21 protein-coding genes are annotated in these 22,995 nt (G+C 64.3%); 11 read left to right on the plus strand and 10 right to left on the minus strand.

Features of this window, described 5'->3' with window-relative positions:
- Nucleotides 1–199 precede the first annotated feature (199 nt).
- A complete protein-coding gene (locus tag PCA20602_RS07485; protein WP_150720691.1) occupies nt 200–877 on the plus strand; it encodes a hypothetical protein in 678 nt (225 codons plus the stop codon).
- A gap of 85 nt (nt 878–962) precedes the next feature.
- Here PCA20602_RS07485 and PCA20602_RS07490 read toward each other — a convergent pair whose 3' ends face one another.
- Complete coding sequence (locus PCA20602_RS07490) at nt 963–3,143, minus strand: malate synthase G (RefSeq protein ID WP_150720692.1); 2,181 nt, start codon at nt 3,141–3,143, stop codon at nt 963–965.
- Nucleotides 3,144–3,584: 441 nt separating this feature from the next.
- Here PCA20602_RS07490 and pepE point away from each other — a divergent pair, with 441 nt between their 5' ends.
- From pepE to PCA20602_RS07505, 3 genes are all read left to right on the plus strand, one after another.
- Nucleotides 3,585–4,298 (plus strand): dipeptidase PepE, encoded by a 714-nt coding sequence (pepE, locus tag PCA20602_RS07495; protein WP_246182075.1) that lies wholly within the window; start codon nt 3,585–3,587, stop codon nt 4,296–4,298.
- Between the two features lie 161 nt (nt 4,299–4,459).
- On the plus strand, nt 4,460–5,497 hold the full coding sequence (locus tag PCA20602_RS07500) for a fatty acid desaturase family protein (protein WP_150720694.1): 1,038 nt from the start codon (nt 4,460–4,462) through the stop codon (nt 5,495–5,497).
- A complete protein-coding gene (locus tag PCA20602_RS07505) occupies nt 5,497–6,429 on the plus strand; it encodes a DMT family transporter (RefSeq protein ID WP_246182076.1) in 933 nt (310 codons plus the stop codon). Before PCA20602_RS07500 ends, PCA20602_RS07505 begins: the two co-directional genes overlap by 1 nt.
- A 101-nt stretch (nt 6,430–6,530) precedes the next feature.
- On the opposite strand, the gene PCA20602_RS07510 is transcribed toward PCA20602_RS07505, so the two are convergent.
- Nucleotides 6,531–6,953, minus strand: a complete 423-nt coding sequence (locus tag PCA20602_RS07510; RefSeq protein ID WP_150720695.1) for a hypothetical protein — start codon at nt 6,951–6,953, stop codon at nt 6,531–6,533.
- 152 nt (nt 6,954–7,105) lie between these two features.
- Here PCA20602_RS07510 and PCA20602_RS07515 point away from each other — a divergent pair, with 152 nt between their 5' ends.
- Nucleotides 7,106–7,462, plus strand: coding sequence for a DUF2288 domain-containing protein (locus tag PCA20602_RS07515; protein WP_150720696.1), 357 nt, complete (start codon nt 7,106–7,108; stop codon nt 7,460–7,462).
- A 101-nt stretch (nt 7,463–7,563) separates the two neighbouring features.
- Here PCA20602_RS07515 and PCA20602_RS07520 read toward each other — a convergent pair whose 3' ends face one another.
- The gene (locus PCA20602_RS07520; protein WP_039394469.1) at nt 7,564–7,947 is read right to left on the minus strand and encodes a hypothetical protein; all 384 of its coding nucleotides are present in this window, start codon (nt 7,945–7,947) and stop codon (nt 7,564–7,566) included.
- Nucleotides 7,948–8,015: 68 nt separating this feature from the next.
- A complete protein-coding gene (locus PCA20602_RS07525; protein WP_150720697.1) occupies nt 8,016–8,921 on the minus strand; it encodes a LysR family transcriptional regulator in 906 nt (301 codons plus the stop codon).
- Between the two features lie 325 nt (nt 8,922–9,246).
- On the opposite strand from PCA20602_RS07525, the gene PCA20602_RS07530 reads away from it, so the two are divergent.
- On the plus strand, nt 9,247–10,626 hold the full coding sequence (locus PCA20602_RS07530) for an MFS transporter (protein ID WP_150720698.1): 1,380 nt from the start codon (nt 9,247–9,249) through the stop codon (nt 10,624–10,626).
- A gap of 42 nt (nt 10,627–10,668) precedes the next feature.
- Here the strand turns inward: PCA20602_RS07530 and PCA20602_RS07535 are convergent, their stop codons facing one another.
- Both PCA20602_RS07535 and PCA20602_RS07540 read right to left on the minus strand, forming a co-directional pair.
- A complete protein-coding gene (locus tag PCA20602_RS07535) occupies nt 10,669–11,001 on the minus strand; it encodes a LysR substrate-binding domain-containing protein (RefSeq protein WP_246182077.1) in 333 nt (110 codons plus the stop codon).
- Between the two features lie 50 nt (nt 11,002–11,051).
- Nucleotides 11,052–11,903 carry a TOBE domain-containing protein gene (locus tag PCA20602_RS07540; RefSeq protein ID WP_150720699.1) on the minus strand — a complete coding sequence of 284 codons (852 nt, stop codon included), beginning with the start codon at nt 11,901–11,903 and terminating at the stop codon, nt 11,052–11,054.
- A 230-nt stretch (nt 11,904–12,133) separates the two neighbouring features.
- Here PCA20602_RS07540 and PCA20602_RS07545 point away from each other — a divergent pair, with 230 nt between their 5' ends.
- On the plus strand, nt 12,134–12,433 hold the full coding sequence (locus PCA20602_RS07545) for a hypothetical protein (RefSeq protein WP_069340523.1): 300 nt from the start codon (nt 12,134–12,136) through the stop codon (nt 12,431–12,433).
- Between the two features lie 87 nt (nt 12,434–12,520).
- On the opposite strand, the gene PCA20602_RS07550 is transcribed toward PCA20602_RS07545, so the two are convergent.
- Nucleotides 12,521–14,140 carry an EAL domain-containing protein gene (locus PCA20602_RS07550; RefSeq protein ID WP_174980890.1) on the minus strand — a complete coding sequence of 540 codons (1,620 nt, stop codon included), beginning with the start codon at nt 14,138–14,140 and terminating at the stop codon, nt 12,521–12,523.
- A 455-nt stretch (nt 14,141–14,595) separates the two neighbouring features.
- Between PCA20602_RS07550 and PCA20602_RS07555 the strand changes: the two genes are divergently transcribed.
- Nucleotides 14,596–15,831: an MFS transporter gene (locus tag PCA20602_RS07555; RefSeq protein ID WP_069340525.1), complete on the plus strand. Its 1,236-nt coding sequence runs from the start codon at nt 14,596–14,598 to the stop codon at nt 15,829–15,831.
- A gap of 131 nt (nt 15,832–15,962) precedes the next feature.
- On the opposite strand, the gene PCA20602_RS07560 is transcribed toward PCA20602_RS07555, so the two are convergent.
- Both PCA20602_RS07560 and PCA20602_RS07565 read right to left on the minus strand, forming a co-directional pair.
- Nucleotides 15,963–16,376: a hypothetical protein gene (locus tag PCA20602_RS07560; protein WP_174980892.1), complete on the minus strand. Its 414-nt coding sequence runs from the start codon at nt 16,374–16,376 to the stop codon at nt 15,963–15,965.
- Between the two features lie 212 nt (nt 16,377–16,588).
- Nucleotides 16,589–17,953 carry an aminotransferase-like domain-containing protein gene (locus PCA20602_RS07565; protein ID WP_150720701.1) on the minus strand — a complete coding sequence of 455 codons (1,365 nt, stop codon included), beginning with the start codon at nt 17,951–17,953 and terminating at the stop codon, nt 16,589–16,591.
- Between the two features lie 239 nt (nt 17,954–18,192).
- Between PCA20602_RS07565 and PCA20602_RS07570 the strand changes: the two genes are divergently transcribed.
- Nucleotides 18,193–19,416, plus strand: coding sequence for an MFS transporter (locus PCA20602_RS07570; RefSeq protein ID WP_217432387.1), 1,224 nt, complete (start codon nt 18,193–18,195; stop codon nt 19,414–19,416).
- Here PCA20602_RS07570 and PCA20602_RS07575 read toward each other — a convergent pair.
- Nucleotides 19,400–20,332, minus strand: a complete 933-nt coding sequence (locus PCA20602_RS07575; RefSeq protein WP_150720702.1) for a MurR/RpiR family transcriptional regulator — start codon at nt 20,330–20,332, stop codon at nt 19,400–19,402. The genes PCA20602_RS07570 and PCA20602_RS07575 overlap by 17 nt on opposite strands.
- A gap of 298 nt (nt 20,333–20,630) precedes the next feature.
- On the opposite strand from PCA20602_RS07575, the gene PCA20602_RS07580 reads away from it, so the two are divergent.
- Entirely contained in the window at nt 20,631–21,974 is a 1,344-nt protein-coding gene (locus PCA20602_RS07580; RefSeq protein ID WP_150720703.1) for an aspartate aminotransferase family protein, read from the plus strand.
- The gene (locus tag PCA20602_RS07585) at nt 21,971–22,813 is read left to right on the plus strand and encodes a beta-keto acid cleavage family enzyme (protein WP_150720704.1); all 843 of its coding nucleotides are present in this window, start codon (nt 21,971–21,973) and stop codon (nt 22,811–22,813) included. The genes PCA20602_RS07580 and PCA20602_RS07585 overlap by 4 nt, the downstream gene beginning before the upstream one ends.
- Nucleotides 22,814–22,995: the final 182 nt, after the last annotated feature.

The raw sequence follows: 22,995 nt of genomic DNA on the forward strand, positions 1-22,995 counted from the left end.
GGCGTTGGGCGAATACGGGCACGGCGCGGAGCCATTATTGAAAGGCCTTGCAATGCGTACGCGCTCACACTGGGCCCGCGCGATGACCGTGATCGCTCTTGTCCAACGCCTTCGCGCACCGGGCGGTCTCGTCAACTGACACCTGTCGTGTCGGGCTGCCTTCTGGATGACCTTCGTAACTCTTGAAAGGAGTCGCCTTATGGATCCCATCGGTCAACAAACGGTATCGCCGCCTTTGACGTTGTCGGCACCGGCGCCAGCGGGTCGGAAAACCGACGCTGATTACGAACGCGAATTCATTCGCATGCTCTGCGGTACGCATCTCATTGTCGTTCAGGGCTTTCACTGGAACTCGTACGCAGATACTCAAGGATTGAAGCAGTCGATGCGACGGGAGTTGGAAGCGCAGCGCGATAGCCAGCATGGGCAGCAGATCGTCGTTGTCAGCCGGGGGACCACCGAGAATATCGGCGTGGTCTACGACATCGCCAGAGATCTCGGGATGAGCACGGGATGTATCGTTGCGGAAGACGATGAGTTCAACTCACCGTGTCATCACACCTTTGTGGTCGATACGAGGGACGGCGAATGGAGCCGCGACAAATACGCGCGCAAGCTGGTCATGCCGCAGTCGGGCAAAAACCTCTTTCTCTACGCGCTGGAGATCGCCAATCGCCCCGGTGGCTGCGGAGGCAGCCTGTTGTGTTTCGGTGCGGACTCGGGGGTCTCCCTTCTGGCGGGCGACGTCAAGAATGCCGGGTATGAGGTCAAAATCTTCAAAGATCACCCGCCGGCGGACGCCGACGAACGCAGATTCTACGAGCGCACGGTCGATACCATGCGGCAGCAGGGGTTCGAGGTGATTGACGGCCGATAAAAAACGCCCGGCGGTGGAGAGCCGCCGGGCGCCGTGTTCCATGCGCCGATCCTGCCGTGCTGCATGGCGGGATCGGCTTCGTCCATCAACCGCGTTGCTTCGCCTTCAGTTCCAGACGGTACTTATGCAGCAGCGGTTCGGTGTAGCCATTCGGTTGCGTCAGCCCTTCGAACACCAGTGCGCTGGCGGCCTTGAATGCCAGCGAGGTCTCGAAGTTCGGCGCCATCGGCACGTAATGCTTGTCACCGGCGTTCTGCTTGTCGACCACGGCGGCCATGCGCTTCATCGTCTCTTCGACCTGTTCGCGCGTGATCACGCCGTGGCGCAGCCAGTTCGCCAGATGCTGGCTCGAAATACGCAGCGTGGCGCGGTCTTCCATCAGGCCGATGTCGTTGATGTCCGGCACCTTCGAGCAGCCCACGCCCTGATCGATCCAGCGCACGACGTAACCCAGAATGCCCTGCGCGTTGTTTTCGATTTCCTTGCGGATATCGTCGGCGCTCCATTCGGCCTTCGCCACGACCGGCACCGTCAGCAGACCGGCGAGCAGCGCATCGCGCTCCTTCGCGTAATCGATCTTTTCGAGTTCCTGCTGAACGGCCTGCACGTCGACAACGTGATAGTGCAGCGCGTGCAGCGTGGCGGCGGTCGGCGACGGCACCCATGCGGTGTTCGCGCCAGCCTTCGGATGCGCGATCTTTTGTTCCAGCATCGCGTGCATCAGGTCCGGCATGGCCCACATGCCCTTGCCGATCTGCGCGCGGCCACGCAGGCCCGCGGCGAGACCCACGAGCACGTTGCTCTTCTCGTAAGCCGTGATCCAGGCGGAGGACTTCATGTCGCCCTTGCGCATCATCGGACCGGCTTCCATCGCGGTGTGCATTTCGTCGCCCGTGCGGTCGAGGAAGCCCGTGTTGATGAACGCCACGCGCGCGGCGGCCGCTGCGATACAGGCCGAGAGGTTGACGCTGGTGCGGCGTTCCTCGTCCATGATGCCCATCTTGAGCGTGTTGCGCGGCAGGGCGTACAGGTCTTCGATACGGCCGAACAGTTCGTCGGCGAAGGCCACTTCGGCCGGGCCGTGCATCTTCGGCTTGACGATGTAGATCGAGCCCGTGCGCGAATTCAGACGATGCTTGCGGTCGTGCAGCGAGGCGAGCACCGTGACCACGCCATCGAGAATGCCTTCCGGAATCTCGCGGCCTTCGCGGTCGGTGATCGCCGGGTTGGTCATCAGGTGACCGACGTTGCGAATGAACAGCAGCGAGCGGCCATGCAGCTTCACGGGCTTGCCGTCGGCGCCGGTGTATTCGCGATCGGCGTTCAGGCGGCGCGTGAAGGTCTTGCCGCCCTTGGCGACTTCTTCCGTCAGCGTGCCTTGCATCAGGCCCAGCCAGTTGCGGTACAGCTCGACCTTGTCGTCGGCGTCGACGGCCGCGACCGAGTCTTCGCAGTCGATGATGGTCGTGACGGCGGCTTCGACGAGCACATCCTTGATATGGGCGGCGTCGGTCTTGCCGATCGGATGGCTGGCGTCGAACTGAATTTCGAAATGCAGGCCGTTGTGCTTGAGCAGCACGGCCGTGGGTGCAGCGGCGTCGCCCTGGAAGCCGACGAACAGCGCCGGCGTGGCGAGACCCGTCTTGCCGCTGGACGTCGTGACGACGAGCTTGCCGTTCTCGACGCTGTAGCCGGTGGCGTCCTTATGCGAGCCTTCTGCCAGCGGTGCGGCCTGATCAAGGAACCCACGCGCGAACGCGATCACGAGTTCGCCGCGCTTCGGGTTGTAGCCGGTGCCCTTCTCTGCGCCGCCGGTCTCGGGGATCGCGTCGGTGCCGTAGAGGGCGTCGTACAGGCTGCCCCAGCGCGCGTTGGCGGCGTTCAGGGCATAGCGGGCGTTCGACAGGGGCACGACCAGCTGCGGGCCGGCCTGTTCGGCGATTTCGTAATCGACGTCTGCCGTGGTGGCCTTCACGCTGGCCGGTGCGGGCAGGAGGTAGCCGATCTTTTCGAGGAAGGCGCGGTAGGCGGCAGCATCGGCAATCGGGCCCGGGTTGGCGCGGTGCCAGTTGTCGAGTTCGCCTTGCAGACGGTCACGCTCGGCGAGCAGGGCGCGGTTCTTCGGGGCGAGATCGTGGACGATGGCGTCGAAGCCTTTCCAGAACGCGTCGACATCGACGCCGGTGCCCGGCAGGGCTTCCTTTTCGATGAACGCGATCAGATTGTCTGCGACCGTCAGGCCGCCACGCTGGGAAGTGGAAGTCATGATGCTGTACTCGAGTTTGAAAACCAGGTTGACGCGACTCCGTCCGCCTTCTTGCCGGGTGTCCGCCGTATTTCGCGACGGACCGATCGTCAGGAGGACAGACGTTAAGGGGCAGTCTTATATAAGAGTCTGAGTGTAATCCTTCTCCGGTCACTCGGAAACCCGGTATTTCGAGTCCCGGCACCACCGCAGCTTATAGGTGGCATAAGGGTTTGCGTATGACATCGACGCGGCGAGGCTTTGCGCCCGGTCGTCAATTTTTCGTGTGCAGTTGCAGCATTCGGTATGACGTTTCACTTTATGAGAAATGGGGGCGATCGAATGAGGATGTGGGGAGCGGCGTAGGCGGGGGCATTTTGTCCGTTTCTGCTCCGGGTACACTCGATGTTTTCGCCGAGTGCGCACTCCCCCCAAGACCATCCGCCCAAGGAGGCAAGCGTCGTGAAACAGATCTTGATGATGAGCAGTTCCCGCAAGGGTCAATCGGCCTATCTGGAACATGCCGAGGATCAGGTGAATGCGGTGCTCAAGGGCCGCGCGAGGCGCGTGCTGTTCGTGCCCTATGCGGGCGGCATCACCTTTAGCTTCGACGAGTATGAGTCGCGTGTGAAGCCGTCCTTCGAGCGATTCGGCTACGAGCTGGAGTCCATCCATCGCTACCAGGACGCGCGTGCGGCCGTCGAGCAGGCGGAAGCCGTGGTGATTGGCGGCGGCAATACGTTCGTGCTGCTCGATCGCATGTACAACGCGGGCATAGTGGGATTGCTACGTGAGCGTTTGAACGCGGGCATGCCGTATGTGGGCTGGAGTGCCGGGGCGAACGTCGTGTGCCCGACCATCCGCACGACCAACGACATGCCGATCGTCGAGCCGCCGACGCTCAAGGCCTTGGGCGTGGTGCCGTTTCAGGTGAACCCGCACTTCATCAGCGGCAAGCCGGCGGGTCACAACGGCGAGTCGCGCGAGGAGCGTCTGGCGGAGTATCTGGCGATCAATCCGGACGAAGGTGTCGTCGCGATTCCCGAGGGCGTGGCGTTACACGTGCATGGCGATAGCGCCACGGTACTCGGCGAGTTCGACGCCCTGCACTTCAAGCAAGGCGGCGCCGTCGACAAGATCGCGACAGGTAGCACGTTCGCGTTGGCATCGATTTAAGTTGTCTTGGTGTGGCGTTGTGTGTGACGGATGGCTCCGGGGTGCTGGAGCATCCGTAAATTCTGAAAATCTGAGTTTTTGCGCCAACTTTCGTTAGCGAGGTAGTGTCCTGCTGGCAAAATTCCCACTCATGTTCTGATGCGCTCTCCCCCCGGAGCGCAATGACTGTCGATGAAGCGGGCGAGTATGACTCGGTCGTGATCGGTACATACAAAGGGGGAATTTTGGCTCAGAAGTACACAAACCTTAGGCTTACCGGCGAGCAAAAGAGCGCCCTCCGGCCGCTGTATAAGAGAAGCAATCTGCGTGGTTTATTTTCGATTGTTGTCGATTACTTGTGGATAGGCATGGCTTGTGCGCTAACGCTTTGCGTGCACCCGCTGCTGTACCCATTGTCACTACTGATTATTGGCGCCAGACAGCGTGCATTGGCCAGTCTATTTCACGACGCGGCGCATCGAACATTATTCAAAACGAAGTCGTTAAACAGCAGTCTGAGCAGGGTGCTCTGCGGATGGCCGATCCTACAATCCCTGTCGGCATACCATCAGTCTCATGTGCGTGAGCATCATCCGTGTCTGGGAGACCCCCGTCGCGACCCCGATCTCAGAGAAATGAAGAATGCGGGCGTGTATGAGATACCTCAAGGCCGTGACTTCTTCCGAAAATTCGTTTTAGGCTCACTTTGCGGTCATTGGACTCTGCGCTATGCCAGATCCTTAATTCTTAACCGCCTGTCGATTTCGCCTCGAAGGGGCGACCTCAAGGTCGAATCATGGTGCCTTCTGAGCTTTCATGCCGCGCTCATAACCCTTTGTTTCCTGTTTGACAGTCTCGGGATCCTCGTCTTGTTTTGGTGGCTCCCGTTACTAGTAGTGTTTCCGGTAATTGGGTGGCTTAGCGAATTGTCAGAGCACTACCCGTTCATGGACGCTGGTAGCAAATGGCGTTTCAGCGCACGAAATCGATATGCCGGGTGGCTGGAATGCCTGTTTATCGGCATGCATGGCGATTCGCTTCACCTCACTCACCATTTGCTGCCAGGCATTCCTCATTGGAACTTGGCTACTGCGACTGAGATTCTTCGAATGGACGGGGCGTTTGCCGAGTGGGATGACCAATGGGGCGGTATTTTTTCCTCTGACCGACCCGGCCGGGTGACCTTTGTAAGTTTTGTCGGCGAAGCGAGGAGAGCCTGATGATGGCAGGACTCAAACATTCGTCTACAAAGTGGTTCGCCTCGGATGCAAAGGGCTTCGGATGCGAGGTTTTCGCGTTGACGGCCGCCGTTCTCAACGGGACGATCGGCGTACTCACGCGAACGGCGTTCGAACAGGGGGCGACGACGGCGTCGGTGGCATTCTGGAAGTGCTTCGGCGCGTTCGTGCTGGTGTCGGCGTATTGCGCTTGCCGACCTGAACATCGCACCCGCACCGTCAGGCTCGCGTCGCGTTGGCCGCAGCTTGCATGCCTCGCGTTTCTCGGGATCTTTTGTCTTTATTTCTTCGAGACGAAGGCGTTTTCCCAGGCGTCGATTCCGCTCGTCTCTTTCCTGACCTATGCCGCTGGCGGCGCAACCGTCGTACTTGCCGGACGTTATCTCGGCGAGCGACTCACCCGTCGAAAGATCGTTGCGTTCGCAGCGATCGTTGCCGGTGTTGGCGTCATGAGTTTTTCCGAGAGCGATGTTAATGGTACGGCGTCCGGCATCGGACTGGCACTGGTCGGTGGCTGCGGCTACGCCCTGTTCATCTTCTTTTCGAAATGGTTTCGTACCGGTGCGGGCCTGCCGCAATTGGTGTGGCTATTTGGGTTTGGAAGCGTGTTCCTGCTTCTGCCGCTGATTCAGGAGGGCTTCACGATGCCGGACGGCATGCAGTGGGCGACACTCGGTGCGCTTGTTCTGCTGCCGACGATCGGCGGCTTTTACTTCACGACGCGTGCAGTCGAGTGCGGGCAAGCCAGCAAAGTGCAGATTATCGAGACAAGCGATCCGCTGTTCGCCACCGTGTTCGGCTTTCTTCTCTTTGGGGATGAGCTTACCTACGCGGGCGCAGTCGGTGCGGCATGCATCGCCATCGGACTCCTGACCGCTGTCCGGCAACAAACGAAAACCGCCGCCCGGGGGTGAACCTCGGGCGGCGGTTTTGGTTTGTCCGGGCACGCGTCCGTGACGCGAGGTGCGGCTATCATGCCGCCCTGCGTTAAGGGGACGTCACCGGTGTCGTGCGATCAGGCGTCGTCGTCGAGCCAGGGCACTTCGACGTCGGTCAGGAAGGCGACCATCGCGAGCGGACGCGCTTCGTGGCGGCCCATCTTGCCGTCGGCACGATGCCACACGACCTGGAACGTCTCGGGATGTTTGTCTGCGATCAGTTGCACGGTGCGCAACTCTTCTTCGTCTGCGTCTTCGATGGGGCCGTCGAACGACAGCACGAGCGCCTGCGGCCACACGCCGTCTTCCGGATCGTAGACCTTGTCGCCGTTCGGCACGTCTACCACCGCCTCGACGCCGATCGTCGCCGACGCCGCCACGATCATCTCGCCAAGTGCACGCAGCAGCGCTGTCGCTCGGGCGGAGTTGATCTGGCGCATGGCGAGATCGCCGCGCGTCAGGGCCTGTTCCAGCTTGGGGTCGGTTTTTTGTTTGGACATGCGGTTCCTCGGTAAAACGTTAGCCACCTCGCGGCGGCCGTGCCATGTCACTGCGACATCGGCCCACACGCGGGGTTCCGATGCTACCACCGTCGCGCTCGCCGGGGGCGCATTACAATGCGGGTTTTTGTTTCGTCCCGAAGCCCGCCGTCATGGATTCTTCCAAACCCACCGATTCCGCCACGCCCGCCAACACCGATCAAACCGCACAGGCCAGCGAGGTCTACCTGCGCCTGCTCGGCGAAACCGCCAAGATCGACTGGAAGGATCTGGAATCGTTCTTCGCGCGCGGTGTCCTGCTGTTCGTCTCGCCCGGCGTCGATCTGGTCTCGGTCGCCGAAGCCGTCGCCAATGACGACAAGACAACCGTCACGCAATGGCTGACGTCCGGCATGGTGCAGCGCATGCAAGCCGAACAAGCCGCCGATTTCGCCGCGCGTACGCCGGAATTGTGGGCCGTCGTCGTGGCGCCGTGGGTGCTCGTGCAAGAGCGCGGCACCGCCGCCTGATCCTTCCAGACGTAGCAACCGCAGGCAATGCGCGTCGATTTCCAAGACGCGCGCGCCGCCGCGTTGTGATGCGTCCGCGCGGCGCATCCATCCGTGTCGTTTTACTCGGTGATGCCCGCCTCGACGAGGCGTCGCGTGCAATCCTCCAGCAGATCCTGCGCCACGACCGACGCGTAGGCATAGTCCGCGTCGAGCGATTCCGTCATTTCATGTGCGGTGTACAGGCCGGCTTCCCGCGAAAGCGTACCGGCCAGTTCGCGCGCGAAGTCGTCGCTCAGCGACGAAAGCAGACGCCGCTCGTCGAGCGGCAGTTGCAGCTTCGAGCGCGACAGCCACATCTGCGCCAGCGTGGCCCCCTGCTTGTCAGTCATCCATTGCCCATGCTCGTAGAACGCTGACAAGCGCTCGGCCGTCAGCGCGAACAGCAGCGCGCGGCGGGTGTTGAAATTCAGACGAATCGGTTGATTAGGTGTGGCTTCCGGCATGACGGCACCCGCAATTAGCGGACTTAAAAAGGGGGATGAAATGGGGGATGAGATCAGCGGCAAAGGTATCACGCGAAGAGCCGCAGCAGCGCGTTGCGCGCATGTCGGATCAGGTCGGTTTCGTCGGCGCGCCCCGGCAGCAGGTGGAATTCCGCGCGCGGCAACGGCGGCAGGCCGAGCGACGGCGGGCACACGATCAGGTCCGGCGTGAGTGCCGATTCGTTCAGGCATGAGATGCCCAGACCCGCGCCGAGCGCCAACTGCATGCCGGCCACGCCCGCCGCCGAGTGCGAAACGCGATATGCTACCTTGTGCCGCTCCAGCACGTTGACGACGAGCGTTTGCAGCGCACAGGGGCGCGGCAGCGTCACCAGCGGAAGCGGCGCGTCGACCGGCTGGGCCAGTGTCGACGACATGGCCCACACGAGACGCTCGCGCCGCACCAGCGTGGCCGATGTGCCCGGCGTTGCCGCGTCGCCCGTGACGTCGTCACCCTGACTCACATCCTCATTGAGCAGACGCAACGCCAGCCCCACGTCGAAATGCTCCCCGGTCAGCGCGGTGCGCTCGATCTGCGAGCTTTGCATCGCGCTGACGTGGAGCCGCAAACGTGGGTAGAGATTCGTGAAGCGCTTGAGCACGCGGCCAACGTCGTGCGGACGGTAGTAGTCGGTGATGGCGATGCGCAATTCGCCGTCGAGCAACACACCCTGAAGGTCTTCGAACGCCGCTTCGGACAGCGCCGCGATCTGACGCGCATAGCCGACCAGCCGCGTGCCCGCAGGGGTCGGACGCATGCCCTTGCGCGAACGCACCAGCAACGGTTGCCCGGCCCGTTCCTCAAGCTTCTTGAGTTGCTCGCTCACGGTCGACTGGGACAGGTAGACCTGCTCTGCCGCCGCTGAAATGCTGCCGGCATCGTGAATGGCGATAAACGTGCGTAACTGTGTCAGATCGAAGGCGCGGGCATTCATGGCGGCTCTCTGGAAATAGGGCATCGACGCTCAGGCGGGACGCCGGGACAAGCGGTGCCGGACATGACATCGGGGACGACCCCGCGGGCGGTGTCATCCTCAACGGATCGTGCGCCGGCCGAGGGACGAAGCGTGGCGATCCGTGCCCTTCTGAGTTAATCCGGAAAACACGATATAAGTCATCGAATTTTCCCGCTTTTCCGATGAATTGTACCTCCGTACGATGCGGAGCATGGCGTCCCGATCCCATGCATAGGTGTGAGGGGGGATGCCGCTGACTTCCTCCTCCTGAGTCGCGACTTCACCGCCGCGCATCGTGTCACACATGAACGAACGTCTATGTACTGCGCCCGCCGCGTCGGCCAACGCAGCGGCGAACCACCGTCCCGCGGCTGCGGCCCCGGAAGCTACCCCTCACCCTCCGCACGTCAGCCAGGGCCTCGGACGTAACCATCGCTGGAAGGTGCTCGGCGTGGGCGTCGCGGCCAATGGCAGTTTCGCGGCCGCCATGGGTGGCATTCCCGCCACCGCCGTGCAGATGCGAAGCGATTACGCGCTGGCGACCGGTGATCTCGGCCTCGTGCTGGGCATGATCGGCCTCGGGATCGCCGTCTCAGAACTGCCGTGGGGCATGCTGACCGACCGCTGGGGCGACCGGCGGGTATTGCTCGTCGGATTGCTGGTGACGGCGGCGGCGCTGCTGGGACTCGGCCTGTGGGGGGTGCCGACGGCGCATTTCATCCCGTCGATGCCGACGCTCGCGGTCGGCATGCTGGCCATCGGGGTGCTCGGCGGCAGCGTGAACGGGTCGAGCGGGCGCGCCGTCATGCGCTGGTTCCACGACAGTGAGCGCGGACTGGCGATGAGCGTGCGGCAGTGCGCCGTGCCCATGGGGAGCGGCATCGGCGCGCTGATCCTGCCGGGCACCGCGTTGCACTTTGGCTTCGGCGCGGTGTTCGTCGGGCTTGCCGTGGCCTGCGTTGCGGCGGCGGGAATGGCATGGCTGTGGTTGCTCGAACCGCCGGAGGAGCCGCATGAGACGGCGCGAGCCGTCGGCACCGCAGCGGGCGCGTCAGGCACATATCGCGCCGCCAACTACTCGCCCCTGCGCGACGCCCGTCTGCTGAGCACTGCGCTGGGCATGGCCGTGCTGTGCATGCCGCAGGTCGCCGTGGTGACGTTCGGGACGGTGTTTCTCCATGACTTTGCCCACGTGAACGTGCTGACCATCTCGCTCACGCTCGGGGCGGTGCAGACGGGCGCCGCGATCACTCGCGTATGGAGCGGACGCTTCACCGATAAGCGTCGCAATCGTCCCGCCTATCTGCGTGCGTGTACGGTGGCCGTGGGCGTCGTGTTCGCGATGCTGGGGTTGCTCGTGGCGCTGCTTTCGATGCGTCCGGACTGGCTGGCCCACGGCACGCCGTTGATGATCGCGCTGCTGATTGCGGGCGGCGTGGTGGCGTCGGCGTGGCATGGCGTGGCCTTCACGGAGCTGGCGACGCTGGCCGGCGCATCCCGTGCCGGGACGGCGCTGGGCATCGGCAACACGGGCGTCTTCATGACGATGTTCCTCACGCCGCTATCGATTCCGGTGCTGCTCTCGATTGGCGGCTGGGGGCTCGTCTGGGCGGGTGGTCTGATCTGCGCCGCGCTGGCCTGGCCGCTCTTCGTCTGGTCGCATCGCGAGCGTAAGCCCGCCTGAGTGTCCCGCCGCTGGTTGGTGTCGACCAACGGCGGCGATGTCTCAACAGGACAGGTGCACGTTGTCCACGAGGAAATCGAGAAACGCGCGAACGCGCGCGGGCAAGTGACCGCCCTGTCCGACATAGACCGCGTGTACCGGCTCGAGATCGCCGGGGTCGTAGTCTTCGAGCACGGTGACGAGGCGGCCGTCGCGCAGATCGGCGTCGACGTGATAACGCGAATGGCGCGCCACGCCAACGCCCTGAAGCGCGAGCTTGCGCATGGTTTCACCGTCGCTCACGAGCAGATTGCCGGCAGGCGGGTACAACGTGACACCGCCCGCGCCGTCGCGAAACGGCAACCCTTCGATGTGACGCTCGAAATTGAACGCCATGACGTTGTGAGCCTGACGCGACACGGCGTCGGGCGATCTTCCGATGGGTTTCAGGCCATCACGCCGATGATGACGCTGACGGCGGCGAACGCGGCGGTTGCGCCGACACCGACCGTCAGGCCCCGCGCGGTGAGCGTCTCCTGCGGCATGACGGCGGCGAGCCGGGTGCCGCCGGGCAGCGCGAGTATCACTTCGGCCTGCCCCGCGTCGTCGGCAATGGCGTCTACCGTCCCGGACAGACGATTGGCCGTCGGCAGCCCGGCGAGGTCGGCCCCGCGTGCGACCTCGATCCAGGGCGCCTTGATGAGGGCGAACGCCTGTCCGCCCGTCGCCAGCCCGAGCGATTGGGCGCTGTGGTGCGTGAGCGATGCGGTAATCGCTTCGCCGCCGGGCAGTGTCAGCGTGACTTCGTCGTTCACACCGCAGCGCCGGATCCCGGTGATCGTTCCGTGCAATTGGTTGCGCGCACTGGTCTGAAGCCCGAGCCGTGCGATGACCGGCCACTGCTCGTCGAAATGCTCCAGATCGTTGGCTACCCGCGCGAGAAACTGCTGCTGGGCGGCTTCCACGGCCCGAAACGCGGCCACCAGCTTCGCGCCGCGCGCGGTGAGGCGCGTGCCGCCACCGCCGCGTCCGCCGGTGCTGCGCGCGACCAGCGGCTCGCCCGCGAGCTGGTTCATGGCGTCCACGGCATCCCATGCGGCCTTGTAACTCATACCGGCGGCCTTTGCGGCAGCGGTGATCGACCCATGCGAGGCAATGTGTTCGAGCAACGCGATCCGGGCTTGTCCGCCAAGCGACGATGCACCGCGATGCAGCCACAGCGATCCGCTGACTTGCAGGGCGTCGCTCGTCTCGTTGCGCAAAAAATTATCCGGTGTTGAAGACGGTTCGGAAACCATAATGATTTTTTCGATCAAACACAGCAGGTGGCCGCATTGTAGAGGGTGGGCGAACCAGTCGGAACGACGGCTGGCCGGGGAACTGTTGCGGCGCACCAACGAAGCGCGCTTCGAACGTCCGTTTGGGGGACGAATGGGGGACGTTTCTCCTCTACATTGAATTTGCCGCATGCCCCCCCAATGCCGGTTCGTATTGCTTCAGGCGCCGAAGTATTCAGGCCTGACGCGGGATGACCGGGAATGCGACGTTTACCGAAGTGCCCACTCACCTGACACAACAGAAACGGGGTGAAATGATGCGCGTCAGGAATATCAAGGAAACGGTTGACGGGGCTCGATACTATCGTCTGGTTCGCACGCTGCCGAACGGCAAGCGACATCAGATGCAAATCTCTTTCTCCGCGGGTGAAATGCGCTTCAGAAGTTTCGTCGCGCAGCGATTGTGGCTGCTGCGCGCCGAAATGCGAGACAGCACACGGGCGGCTGCTGCGCCCGCGCCACGCAGCAACATGCCGCAGTTAGTCTTCTGATCCGACTGTGGTATCGCCGGACAAAGCGCCGGGCCGGTGTTTTCACGGGTCTGGCGCTTTCGTCGTGTCTGCATTCCCTGCATTTCTCTAGCCTGCCTTACGTGGCGTAAGCGGCGTGACGGGCGACGTCGCCTTTGTCGCCGAACCGTGCTTCACCGCCCTGAGTCCCGTGCCTGCGTGAGCGATCGCGTATTGCACCAGTTCATCGAACGCAATCGGACGGGCGAACAGATACCCCTGTGCATAAGTGACGTTACGGGTACGCAGGTAACTCGCTTGCATCTCGTTCTCGACCCCTTCCGCCACGATCGTCATGTCCAGCCGCTCGGCCAGATGGATGATGGAGTCGCAGATGTTGCGCGTGACCACGTCGTCTTCCGTCACGGGCAGGAATTCCTTGTCGATCTTCAGATAGTTGAAGTCGTAACGCTTCAGATACCCGATGGAATTGTTCTCGGCGCCGAAGTCGTCCAGTGCGGTTTCGATGCCGCGCCGCTGAAGCTCGGCCATCACGTTGCGCGCGGCGGCCGTGTCGCGAATCACATACCGCTCGGTGATTTCGGCGACCATCGGATACGTGTTGTTCAGCGAGCCGTAATAGCGCTCGATATCGTGAAGGATGGTGGTGTCGCGCAGGTGCCGCTCGGCGAGATTGATGCCGATGTGAAAGCCTTGCGGCAGCGCCCCCTTCGCGACGTCGTTGCGAATCTGGCGCAATAGCGAACGTGTGAGCTCGACGATCAGGCCGTTGTCTTCGGCAATGGGGATGAAGGCGTCCGGGCGCACCAGTCCGGCCACGGGGTGATGCCAGCGCATGAGTGCTTCGGCGCCTGCGCAACGCCCGGAGGCCAGCTCCATGACCGGCTGGTAATACACCTTGAATTCGTTGCGCTTGATGCCGTGCGCGATCTGCCGCTTCATGAACTGCGCCGGACCGAGATGGCGGAACGTCAGGATCCCCAGCAAGAACGCCACGATGCCGCCGAATGCCAGGAAGATGGGCACTTGCTGCGTTGCCAGCGATTGCATCAGCGACGGGCTGCCCGCCAGCGACGTCGTAAAGTGTTCGGACACCAGCGAGACCTGCGCCCCGCGCGTCGCAATCCCCGCCGATTCCAGGTGCGGGCCTTCCGAGGTGAGCGCGACGTTGCCCACGGTCATGGCCGTCCAGGCCAGATCGCTGTTCTTGACGCTGTGCAGCGTCTCGGTGAGATAGATGCCGTCGACAAAGCCGAGCACGCCGTCGGTGGCGGACGTCGGCACATAGAGCGCCAGCGCAGGTGTGTCGCGCACGTAGGGCGAACCGCCCACGAGCAGCGTTCGCGTACCGGTGAGCATCGGCACGAGATCCGCCGGCAGGGGCATATTCAGGGCGGCGTCGGTACGAATGACAGACGAGCAATAGAGCTGCCCGCGCGAGACGAGCCAGATGGAGCGGAAATAGGGACTGAGGGTGCCGGCGGCCTGAAGCGACGTGCTGACCTCGCTGCACGAGCGCCCTACCCAGGGCGTGGCGCCGCGCAACGTGTTTTCGGCTTGGGAGACGATGCGTTCGAGGGCGTCGCGCTGACGCTCCGCTTCCTCCTGAAGGATCGACTGCGACATGTGATAGATGCGCAGCCAGCCCAGAAACAGGACGACAGCCAGCGTGACCGCCACGACAAGTCCGGTCACCAGCCACTGCACGACTCTGGAGTGTTGAATCATGTTTGCTGCCAACCAAGGGAGGAGTGGGGCCCTACGTGTACTGCGGTGCATTGCGATGCACGGCGTGTTGCACGGCACAACTCGTCATTTGACTCTACACGAATCCCTGACGGTGTCCGACCCCCGATAAACCCGCACAACGCCCGGCAGACGTGCGTGAACGGCGCGCGCCAGGCATGCGTGAGATGGCCTTCCGGCGGCCATCCGCCGCCCTGCAACGTGGCGTTGATGCCGCATTTCGCGTGGCACTCGGATGGCGTAATCGCGACAAAACTTGGCGTAACGGCGATTTACGCATGCTCTACACTTCACTCATTAACTTTCCGGCAGAAATTGGGATCAATCCCAACTTTCCTGCATAGATTGGTCGACGCGCCCGGCATTGAGCGGCGCAGACCAGCGTAGACCGGAGAGCACACGTTTTCCCAAGCCTTTGACGTCAATTCATCCATCCCATGTCGAGTCAACCTGCCACGTCCCTCCCCGGCGCCAGCGCGTCGGCCGTGCAGGGCACCGCGTTTCGCGTGCTGTCTGCCATCAGCTTCTCCCACTTGCTCAACGACATGATCCAGTCGTTGATCCTTGCCATCTACCCGCTGCTCAAGTCCGGCTTCCATCTGAGCTTCGGACAGGTGGGGTTGATTACGTTGACGTACCAGATCACGGCGTCGCTGCTGCAACCGCTCGTCGGTCTGTACACGGACAAGCACCCCAAGCCTTACTCGCTGCCGGTCGGCATGGGCTTCACGCTCGTGGGGCTGTTGCTGCTGGCGGTGGCGCCGAACTTCGGCATGCTGCTCGTGGCGGCCGCGCTCGTGGGCATGGGCTCGTCGGTGTTCCATCCGGAGTCGTCGCGTGTGGCGCGCATGGCCTCGGGCGGACGTCACGGCATGGCGCAGTCGTTCTTCCAGGTCGGCGGTAACGTCGGCTCGTCGCTCGGCCCGTTACTGGCAGCGCTGATCATCGTGCCGAACGGCCGTGGCAGCGTGGCGTGGTTCTCGGTGGCGGCGCTCGTCGCGATCTTCGTGCTGTATCACGTGAGCCGCTGGTACGCGGTGCAACGCGCAGCGAGCAAGGGCAAGCCGGCGGCGCGCCGGGGCGGCACCGTGCATCTGTCGCAGGGCAAGGTGCTGTTTGCCATCGGCATTCTGCTGGTGCTGATCTTCTCGAAGTACTTCTACCTCGCGAGCATCAGCAGCTACTTCACGTTCTATCTGATCAGCAAGTTCCACGTGTCGGTGCAGAGCGCGCAGGTGCATCTGTTCGTCTTCCTGTTCGCCGTGGCGGCCGGCACGATGATCGGCGGTCCGCTGGGCGACAAGATCGGCCGCAAGTATGTGATCTGGGGCTCGATCCTCGGCGCGGCGCCGTTCACGCTGATGCTGCCGTACGCCAATCTGTTCTGGACCGGCATTCTGACGGTGCTCATCGGCCTGATTCTCGCCTCGGCGTTCTCGGCGATTCTGGTCTACGCGCAGGAGCTGATGCCGGGCAAGGTCGGCACCGTGTCGGGGCTGTTCTTCGGCTTCGCGTTCGGGATGGGGGGCGTGGGCGCCGCCGTGCTCGGCCAGTTGGCCGACTCCACGAGCATCGACTTCGTTTATCACGTGTGCGCATTCCTGCCGCTGCTGGGGATCGTGACGGTGCTCCTGCCGGACGTCGAAGGACACAAGAAGACGGCCGCCGCTTAAGCGAACGGCATGACCTGACTTCACGTCGGTCGTGTCAGAACACGGCAACGAAAAACGCCGGCCCGAAAACTCGGAGCCGGCGTTTTTTGTCTGGACAGACGTGTCGCCGTAGACCGGCGAGCCGTCCTGAATTACGGCGTGCCGCGCTTTTGCAGTTCCCAGCGGGCTTTCTCGTTCGCCTTGCACGCGGGCAGCTTGAGCGTGACTTCCTGACCCTTGGCCGTGAGCAGCACGACCAGATCGCGACACGTCCTGTCGCCGTCTTTCTGGGTGTTGGTCGGCGTGATTTGTGCGGCGATGGCAACCGGGTTGCGCGTGCCCTGGTTGGTCCACTCGGTGGTGTCGTTGTCCTGCTTTTCTTCGAGCACGACGCGGGCGGCCTTGGCGAACGACTCGTTGTCCGCCTTGCGCAGGTAGGCCAGCGGCGAGTTGCTCATGAAGGAGAGGTTCGACGCGGCGAACGCGGGCGCGGCCACGCCGGCGCCAATGGCGAGCGCGGTGCCGAGCACCAGCGAGCGGGCGCGAGAGGAGCGGATAAGCGACATTCGGAGTCCTTGGTATTGTCGACGGGGACGAAGCCTGCGCGATGCCGTGCCGGATGATGCCTTGGATCGGTTCGTCGGGCACGGCCGCAGGGAGCACGTCGATCATAAAAGAATCTGACGACGGCGTCATCTCAGCAGGATGGCGCTACTGCCTGCCATCGGGTGGCATCGACGCCCCGCGGCAGGCATTTCGCAGACATCGCCCGGACCGATCACGCGCGGTGGCGCCCCGAGACGACATCGGCCACCTGGATCAGCGCGGCTTGCAGTGTGGCGTCGGTGTCCGGCGAGCCCAGGGCAACGCGAATGGCCGACGGCGCGGTTTGCCCTGGCGCGGCGAAGGCATCGACGGGCGTCACGGCGACGCCTCGCGTCTGAAGGGCCGCCACGACGTCGTCGCAGCGCATCGGTGCCGGCACCGGTAGCAGCCTGTGAAACGCCCCGGCATAGCCCGCCGACCCCAACCCGGTGAGGCATTGCAGGGCGATGGTCTGACGTTGTGCGGCCAGCGCTCGCTTGCGTACGATCCAGTCGTCGAGCGTGCCGTCGTTCAGCCAGCGCGACGCCAACTGCGCCATGAACGGCGCGGCACTCCAGACGCTGGCCCGCATCGCGGCATGCACGCGGGCGCGCCACTCGACCGGTGCGATGAGATAGGCGATGCGCAGCCCCGGCGCGGCGGGCTTGGAGAGACTGCATACCTCGAAGGTGCGCTCGGGCGCGAGCAGGCGCAGCGGCGGCGGGGCATCTGCCACGAGAAAGCCATAGGCGCTGTCGTCGATCAGGAGCAGGTCGTGACGGCGTGCGACCTCCACCAATGCCATGCGTTGTGCGAGCGGCATCACGCCGCCGAGCGGGTTGTGCAGTGTCGGCATCGTGTAGACGATGCGCAGGCGTCCCGCATGCGAGCGGCACAGCTTGTCCAGCGCGAGCGGGTCCAGACCGTCCGGTGTCATCGATACCGCGACGAGCGGCACGTCGCGCATGGCCGCCAGCGCTTTCCAGCCGGGGTACGTCAGGGCTTCGACGGCGACCGGTTCGCCCGCGCGGCACAACGCGAGCTGCAACACGTCGAGCGCGTGCTGGCCGCCCGCACAGACGACCAGCGCATCGGGGGAGACGGCGACGCCGTCGCGCCGCGAGAGCCACTGCGCGGCGGCGCGACGGTCGGACAGATGACCGTCGTGCGGCGTGTGGGCGAGCCATGCGCTCAGATCTCCGCCGGATGCCATCTCGCGCAGCGCCTGCCGGAGCGCCTCGGCCTGCTCGGGCAGCACGGGATAGTTGAACGCCAGATCGACACCTTTGAGCACGCCCGGCGACGGTGCCCATTGTGCGAAAGCGGCGGCGGCACCCACCGCCGGTGAACGCACGAAGGTGCCCCGTCCGACCTCGCCCACCGCCAGACCGCGCCGCGCGAGTTCGGCGTAAATGCGGGTGACGGTGGAGGTGGCGAGGCCGTGCGTGTCGGCGTAATCGCGTTGCGGGGGCAGGCGCGTGCCGGAGGCGAGATCGCCGGTGGCGATGGCTTCGGTGAGACGCTCGACGTGATCGAGATAGCGGGCGGGCGCGGGCATGGCAAAGGTGTGTTGAAAGACGCGATGCGCGAGATACGGAAATTGATTTCAGGACAATTCAATAATTGCACTGGATTGATGAGGCCGCAATACTGGCTTCGGTGCGGCCTGCTCGGCCTCATCTCCCCCGGCGTCTCCCGCGTCTGTGCCGTTTGCGCTGTTTGGGCCGTCCGCAATTTCATTCGCACGCCCGGCTGAACGGGTCGCACCCTCGCTTCGATACCTCTTCGGTTGACCTCATGCCTCATCACGCTGCCTCCACGACATCGCCGGATCGCCAGTCGTCGAATCCGTCCCGCTGGCCCGTCGCGCTGCTTGCGCTGCAACTGTTTCTCGTGACGTTCGCCGTCAATCTGCAAGCGCCGCTGGTGCCGCATTACGCGGCGGCGAGCGGCCACGGTGCGGGTGCGCAGGCGTTGGCCTTCGCGTGTTACGTGGGCGCACTCGTGCCCGCGTTGCTGTTTCTCGCGGGACTGTCGGATCGTGTGGGACGCCAGTTGCCGCTGGCGGCGGCGTTGCTGCTGGGCCTCGTGGGCACCTGGCTGACGTTGCGCTGGCCGACGCTCGTCGCCCTGGGCGGCGCCCGTGCCTGTTATGGGCTGGCGACGGGGCTGGTCGCGGGCAGCGGCACGGCCTACATGACTGAGTTGTACGGCGAACGGGACGATGCCGCCACGCGCGGCGCGGCGCTGGTGGCCGCAGCGACGTCGCTCGGCTTCGGCACGGGGGCGCTGGCGACGGGGGTATGCCTGATCGTTGCGCCGTCGATGTTGCCGCCCGCGAGTCTGTGGGCGTATCTGCCGTTCGCGTTCGTCGCGGCGCTCGCGGTGGCGGGGCTCCCCGCCCCTGCCCGTCACCCGAACGTGCCGTGGCTGCGCTGGCCGGTGTTGGCCCCCGGCACGGTGCCGTTGGGGGTGGCGATTCTGCTGGCGTGGGCGGCAGTGGGGGTTGTCATCGGGGTGGTGCCGTCGGCGCTGGCCGCGCACGGTCATGCGGCATGGGCCGGTTTTGCCACATTCTTCGTCGTCTCGACAGGATTGCTGTTTCAGCCGGCCGCGCGCGGTATGGCGCCGGTGCGGGCGGTGCGCGCCGGTCTGATACTGGTGCCGCTCGGCTTCGTGGTGCTGGCGCTGGGCGTGGTGTACGTCAATCTGCCGGCACTACTCGTCGGCGCGATCATCGCGAGTTCGGCATGCTATGGATTCACGTATCTCGGCGGCCTGGCGGCGGTCAATGCAGCGGTCGCACCGGCATTGCGGGCGCGCGCGGCAGCGGGGTATTTCCTGTTCGCCTACTTCGGCTTCTCGGTGCCTGTCGTGACCAGCGGATGGCTCGCCGATCACTTCGGCATGCCCGTGGCGCTCGCCCTGTTCACTGCCGCGTTGATCGCGGGGAGTATGGCGTTGGCGATATCGCTGCGCCGCGAGGGCGCCGCGTCCGCAACGCTCAGGCGTCCGGTTTGACGCGCGGCATGCCGCCGCCCGCTGCGGGGCTTCCCGTCGGGCTGACGTAAGCCCCGGTGCCGTGCAACTGATCTTCGGCCAGTTCCAGTGCGCGCACTGCGCCGCGCCCCTTGCGGGCGAGCAGCATTTCGACGAGCGTCTCCACCACGGCAATGCCTGCCGTGATCGACGGGAAGAACGACGGGCTTTCATGCGAGAACAGCACCGTGACGTCGGCGTCGAGGGCAAGCGGCGAGACGGTCGAGTCCGTGAGGGCGAGCACGCGCGCGCCGGCCGCGTGCGCCGCCCGGGCGACGATCAGCGCCTCGTTCGAATACGGTGCGAAGCTGATGACGACCACCACATCGCGCGCCGATAGCGCCCGCAATTCCATCTCCAGCGTGCCCGCCTCGCCACGAATCAGATGCACCGTCGGCCGGAACAGACGATAGACGTACTGAAACGTGAAGGCGATGGGAAAGCACGCGCGAAAGCCCGCCACGTGCACGGTACCTGCGCTGGCAAGCAAATCGACCGCCGCCCCCAGCGACGCATTCGCCCCCGCTTCCGTCAGGTCGAGGTTGTTGTGCTGCACGCGAAACATCTCCGGCACCATGCGCGCGGCGTCGCCCTCGCGAATCACTTGCCGCGCACGGCTCGCGTAAGGCTGCGGCCCGAGCCGGATCGATTCCAGAAACAGTTCACGAAGCCCGTGCCAGCCGTCGAAGCCGAGATGCTGCGCAAGGCGCACGAACGTGGCCGGTTGCACGCCCGCTTCGGCAGCAATCGCGCGCATGGAACTGATCGGCACGCGTTGCGGATGATCGAGCAGGAAACGCGCGCCCGCCTGAAATTGCGGACTGAGTTGGGGGTAGCGCTCGCGCAACAGTGTGTTCAGTTGGTCGAGCGTCTGCGGCAGCGCTGTGGCTTGTGTCATTGGGGGATGGCAACACGGCGACGAAAGAATGTAACGATTGTTGCATGAAAAGCCGTCGGTGCGCACGGGCTTTCCCTCGCGACTGTGGCCTGTGATGAAACAGCGAGTGTGGTAAGGGTGTTGCGTAAAGTGTTGCGACGTAAAAATGAATGATACATATGTTGCAATGAGGGGGCGATACGCCTACACTGAGCGTCATCGTCCGGGGCGACGGCGGCTGTCCGGCCGTCGTGCACTGCGACATCGCCACACGACATTCACTACCGTCTTGCAGCCAATTTTCGTCAGAGGTCCAGGCATGACTCACGTGTTTCACCGCAACCCGCGCCAGACGTTGCCCGTCGCGGTCGGCGGCAAGGGAATCGAGTTGATCGACAGCAATGGCAAGCACTATCTCGATGCTTGCGGCGGCGCGGCGGTCTCCTGTCTGGGTCATGGGCATCCCCGCGTGATCGAGGCGATGCAGCAGCAGGCGGCGCAACTGGCTTATGCTCACACGTCGTTCTTCACGACGGAAGTCGCGGAGCATCTGGCCGACACGCTGGCGACGAGCGCGCCCGGCGATCTAAATCATGTCTACTTCGTGAGTGGCGGCTCGGAGGGCGTGGAAGCGGCGCTCAAGCTGGCGCGTCAGTATTTCGTCGAGATCGGTCAGCCGCAGCGTCAGTACTTCATCGCGCGTCGTCAGAGCTATCACGGCAATACGCTTGGCGCGCTGGCCATCGGCGGCAACGCGTGGCGGCGCGAACCGTTCCTGCCGCTGCTGGTGCCGGCGCATCACGTCTCGCCGTGCTTTGCCTATCGCGAGCGTGTCGATGGCGAGAGCGATGCGGCCTATGTGCAGCGTCTGGCGGACGAACTCGAAGCGAAGATTCTGGAGCTCGGCGGCGACAAGGTGATCGCGTTCGTCGCGGAGACGGTGGTCGGCGCGACGGCTGGCGCGGTGCCACCGGTCGGCGACTATTTCAAGCGTATCCGTGCCGTGTGCGACAAGTACGGCGTGCTGCTGCTGCTCGACGAAGTCATGTCCGGCATGGGCCGCACCGGCCATCTGTTCGCGTGCGAGGAAGACGGTGTGACGCCCGACATTCTGGTCATCGCCAAAGGTCTCGGCGCGGGGTATCAACCGATCGGCGCGATGCTCTGCACCGACAGGATTTTCGACGCTGTGGTCGGCGGCTCGGGCTTCTTCCAGCATGGACACACCTACCTCGGACACGCGATGGCGTGCGCGGCGGCGCTGGCCGTGCAGCGCACGATTTCCGAAGAGAACCTGCTGGAGAACGTGAAGGCGCGCGGCGAGCAGTTGCGCGCGCGTTTGCGCGAGGTCTTCGCCGATCACCCGAACGTGGGCGATGTGCGCGGTCGCGGACTGTTCGTCGGTGTCGAATTCGTTGCGGACCGGGCGACGAAGCAGACCCTGCCCACGGCCGACAGGACGCACGCCCGTTTGAAGGCCGCTGCCAAGGCGCGCGGCCTGTTGATCTATCCGATGGGCGGGACGGTCGATGGCGTGCATGGCGACCATGCGTTGATCGCGCCGCCGTTCATCTGCCAGCCGGACGACATCGACCGTATCGTGGAGCGTCTGGCGCTGTCGGTGGCTGACGTGACCGGTGTGAAGGCCGGAGGTCTGGCATGACGCGGGCCTACGCGCTGGCCGTCGCTCCCAACGGCGCGCGTCGAACGCACGCCGACCACGCGGCACTGCCGATGACACCGGACGAACTGGGCGCATGCGCCAAGGCATGTCTGGACGCGGGCGCTGCGATGATCCACTTGCACGTGCGCAAGCCGGACGGCACGCACAGCCTTGAAGTGCCAGACTACACGGCCGGGATCGCCGCCGTGCGTCGCGCCGTCGGCAACGCGCTCGTCTTGCAGGTGACGACCGAAGCCGTCGGCATCTACACGCCCGAGCAGCAGATCGCGACGGTGCAGGCACTGCGTCCCGAGGCCATCTCCGTGGCGCTGCGTGAAGTGTTGCCCGATGCGGCGCACGCGCCGGCGGCCGAAGCGTTCTTCGCATGGCTCTGGCAGGAAAACATCGTCACGCAATACATCCTGTACGACACCGAAGACGTTGCGCATTACTGGCGTCTGCGCGCGAGCGGCGCGATTGCTACGGGTCGTCACTGGGTGTTGTTCGTGCTGGGCCGCTACAGCAAAGGCCAGTTGTCCTCGCCGTCCGACCTGCTGCCGTTTCTCGGCGCCTGGCAGACGGGGGCGCAGGCGTTGGGCGAAGACGTGCACGCTACGCCGTGGGCGATGTGCGCTTTTGGTCCGCGCGAGGCCGAGTGCGCACTGGCCGCCGTGTTGCAGGGCGGCCACGCCCGGATCGGCTTCGAGAACAATCTCTACCTGCCGGACGGCAGCGTCTGCCCGGACAATGCGGCGTCGCTCGGCGCTCTGACGTCCGCAGCCACCCCGCTGGCGCTCGCCCCCATGACGGCGGACGCGCTGCGCGAACTGACCCGCTGATCCCCTGACCGCCGGTGCCGTCACCCGGCATCCGAATCGTGGTTCACCCGGGCGCATTCTGTGCCCGGGAATGCGCATCGAATCAGAAATAAACCCAAATACACGGCCTGACCGGCGTTGCCCGGCCGGGCCGCTGTAATAGAATCGGCGTAACCTCAAAAAGGCCCGCGTCGCCCCCTTTG

It is taken from the genome of Pandoraea capi, assembly GCF_902459735.1.
Lineage (GTDB): Bacteria > Pseudomonadota > Gammaproteobacteria > Burkholderiales > Burkholderiaceae > Pandoraea > Pandoraea capi.

Coding starts and splice junctions, on each gene's coding strand:
- PCA20602_RS07485 (WP_150720691.1), top strand. CDS start 200: ATGGATCCCATCGGTCAACAAACGGTATCGCCGCCTTTGACGTTGTCG.
- PCA20602_RS07490 (WP_150720692.1), bottom strand. CDS start 3,143: ATGACTTCCACTTCCCAGCGTGGCGGCCTGACGGTCGCAGACAATCTG.
- PCA20602_RS07500 (WP_150720694.1), top strand. CDS start 4,460: ATGACTGTCGATGAAGCGGGCGAGTATGACTCGGTCGTGATCGGTACA.
- PCA20602_RS07505 (WP_246182076.1), top strand. CDS start 5,497: ATGATGGCAGGACTCAAACATTCGTCTACAAAGTGGTTCGCCTCGGAT.
- PCA20602_RS07510 (WP_150720695.1), bottom strand. CDS start 6,953: ATGTCCAAACAAAAAACCGACCCCAAGCTGGAACAGGCCCTGACGCGC.
- PCA20602_RS07515 (WP_150720696.1), top strand. CDS start 7,106: ATGGATTCTTCCAAACCCACCGATTCCGCCACGCCCGCCAACACCGAT.
- PCA20602_RS07520 (WP_039394469.1), bottom strand. CDS start 7,947: ATGCCGGAAGCCACACCTAATCAACCGATTCGTCTGAATTTCAACACC.
- PCA20602_RS07525 (WP_150720697.1), bottom strand. CDS start 8,921: ATGAATGCCCGCGCCTTCGATCTGACACAGTTACGCACGTTTATCGCC.
- PCA20602_RS07530 (WP_150720698.1), top strand. CDS start 9,247: ATGAACGAACGTCTATGTACTGCGCCCGCCGCGTCGGCCAACGCAGCG.
- PCA20602_RS07535 (WP_246182077.1), bottom strand. CDS start 11,001: ATGGCGTTCAATTTCGAGCGTCACATCGAAGGGTTGCCGTTTCGCGAC.
- PCA20602_RS07540 (WP_150720699.1), bottom strand. CDS start 11,903: ATGGTTTCCGAACCGTCTTCAACACCGGATAATTTTTTGCGCAACGAG.
- PCA20602_RS07545 (WP_069340523.1), top strand. CDS start 12,134: ATGACCGGGAATGCGACGTTTACCGAAGTGCCCACTCACCTGACACAA.
- PCA20602_RS07550 (WP_174980890.1), bottom strand. CDS start 14,140: ATGATTCAACACTCCAGAGTCGTGCAGTGGCTGGTGACCGGACTTGTC.
- PCA20602_RS07555 (WP_069340525.1), top strand. CDS start 14,596: ATGTCGAGTCAACCTGCCACGTCCCTCCCCGGCGCCAGCGCGTCGGCC.
- PCA20602_RS07560 (WP_174980892.1), bottom strand. CDS start 16,376: ATGTCGCTTATCCGCTCCTCTCGCGCCCGCTCGCTGGTGCTCGGCACC.
- PCA20602_RS07565 (WP_150720701.1), bottom strand. CDS start 17,953: ATGCCCGCGCCCGCCCGCTATCTCGATCACGTCGAGCGTCTCACCGAA.
- PCA20602_RS07570 (WP_217432387.1), top strand. CDS start 18,193: ATGCCTCATCACGCTGCCTCCACGACATCGCCGGATCGCCAGTCGTCG.
- PCA20602_RS07575 (WP_150720702.1), bottom strand. CDS start 20,332: ATGACACAAGCCACAGCGCTGCCGCAGACGCTCGACCAACTGAACACA.
- PCA20602_RS07580 (WP_150720703.1), top strand. CDS start 20,631: ATGACTCACGTGTTTCACCGCAACCCGCGCCAGACGTTGCCCGTCGCG.
- PCA20602_RS07585 (WP_150720704.1), top strand. CDS start 21,971: ATGACGCGGGCCTACGCGCTGGCCGTCGCTCCCAACGGCGCGCGTCGA.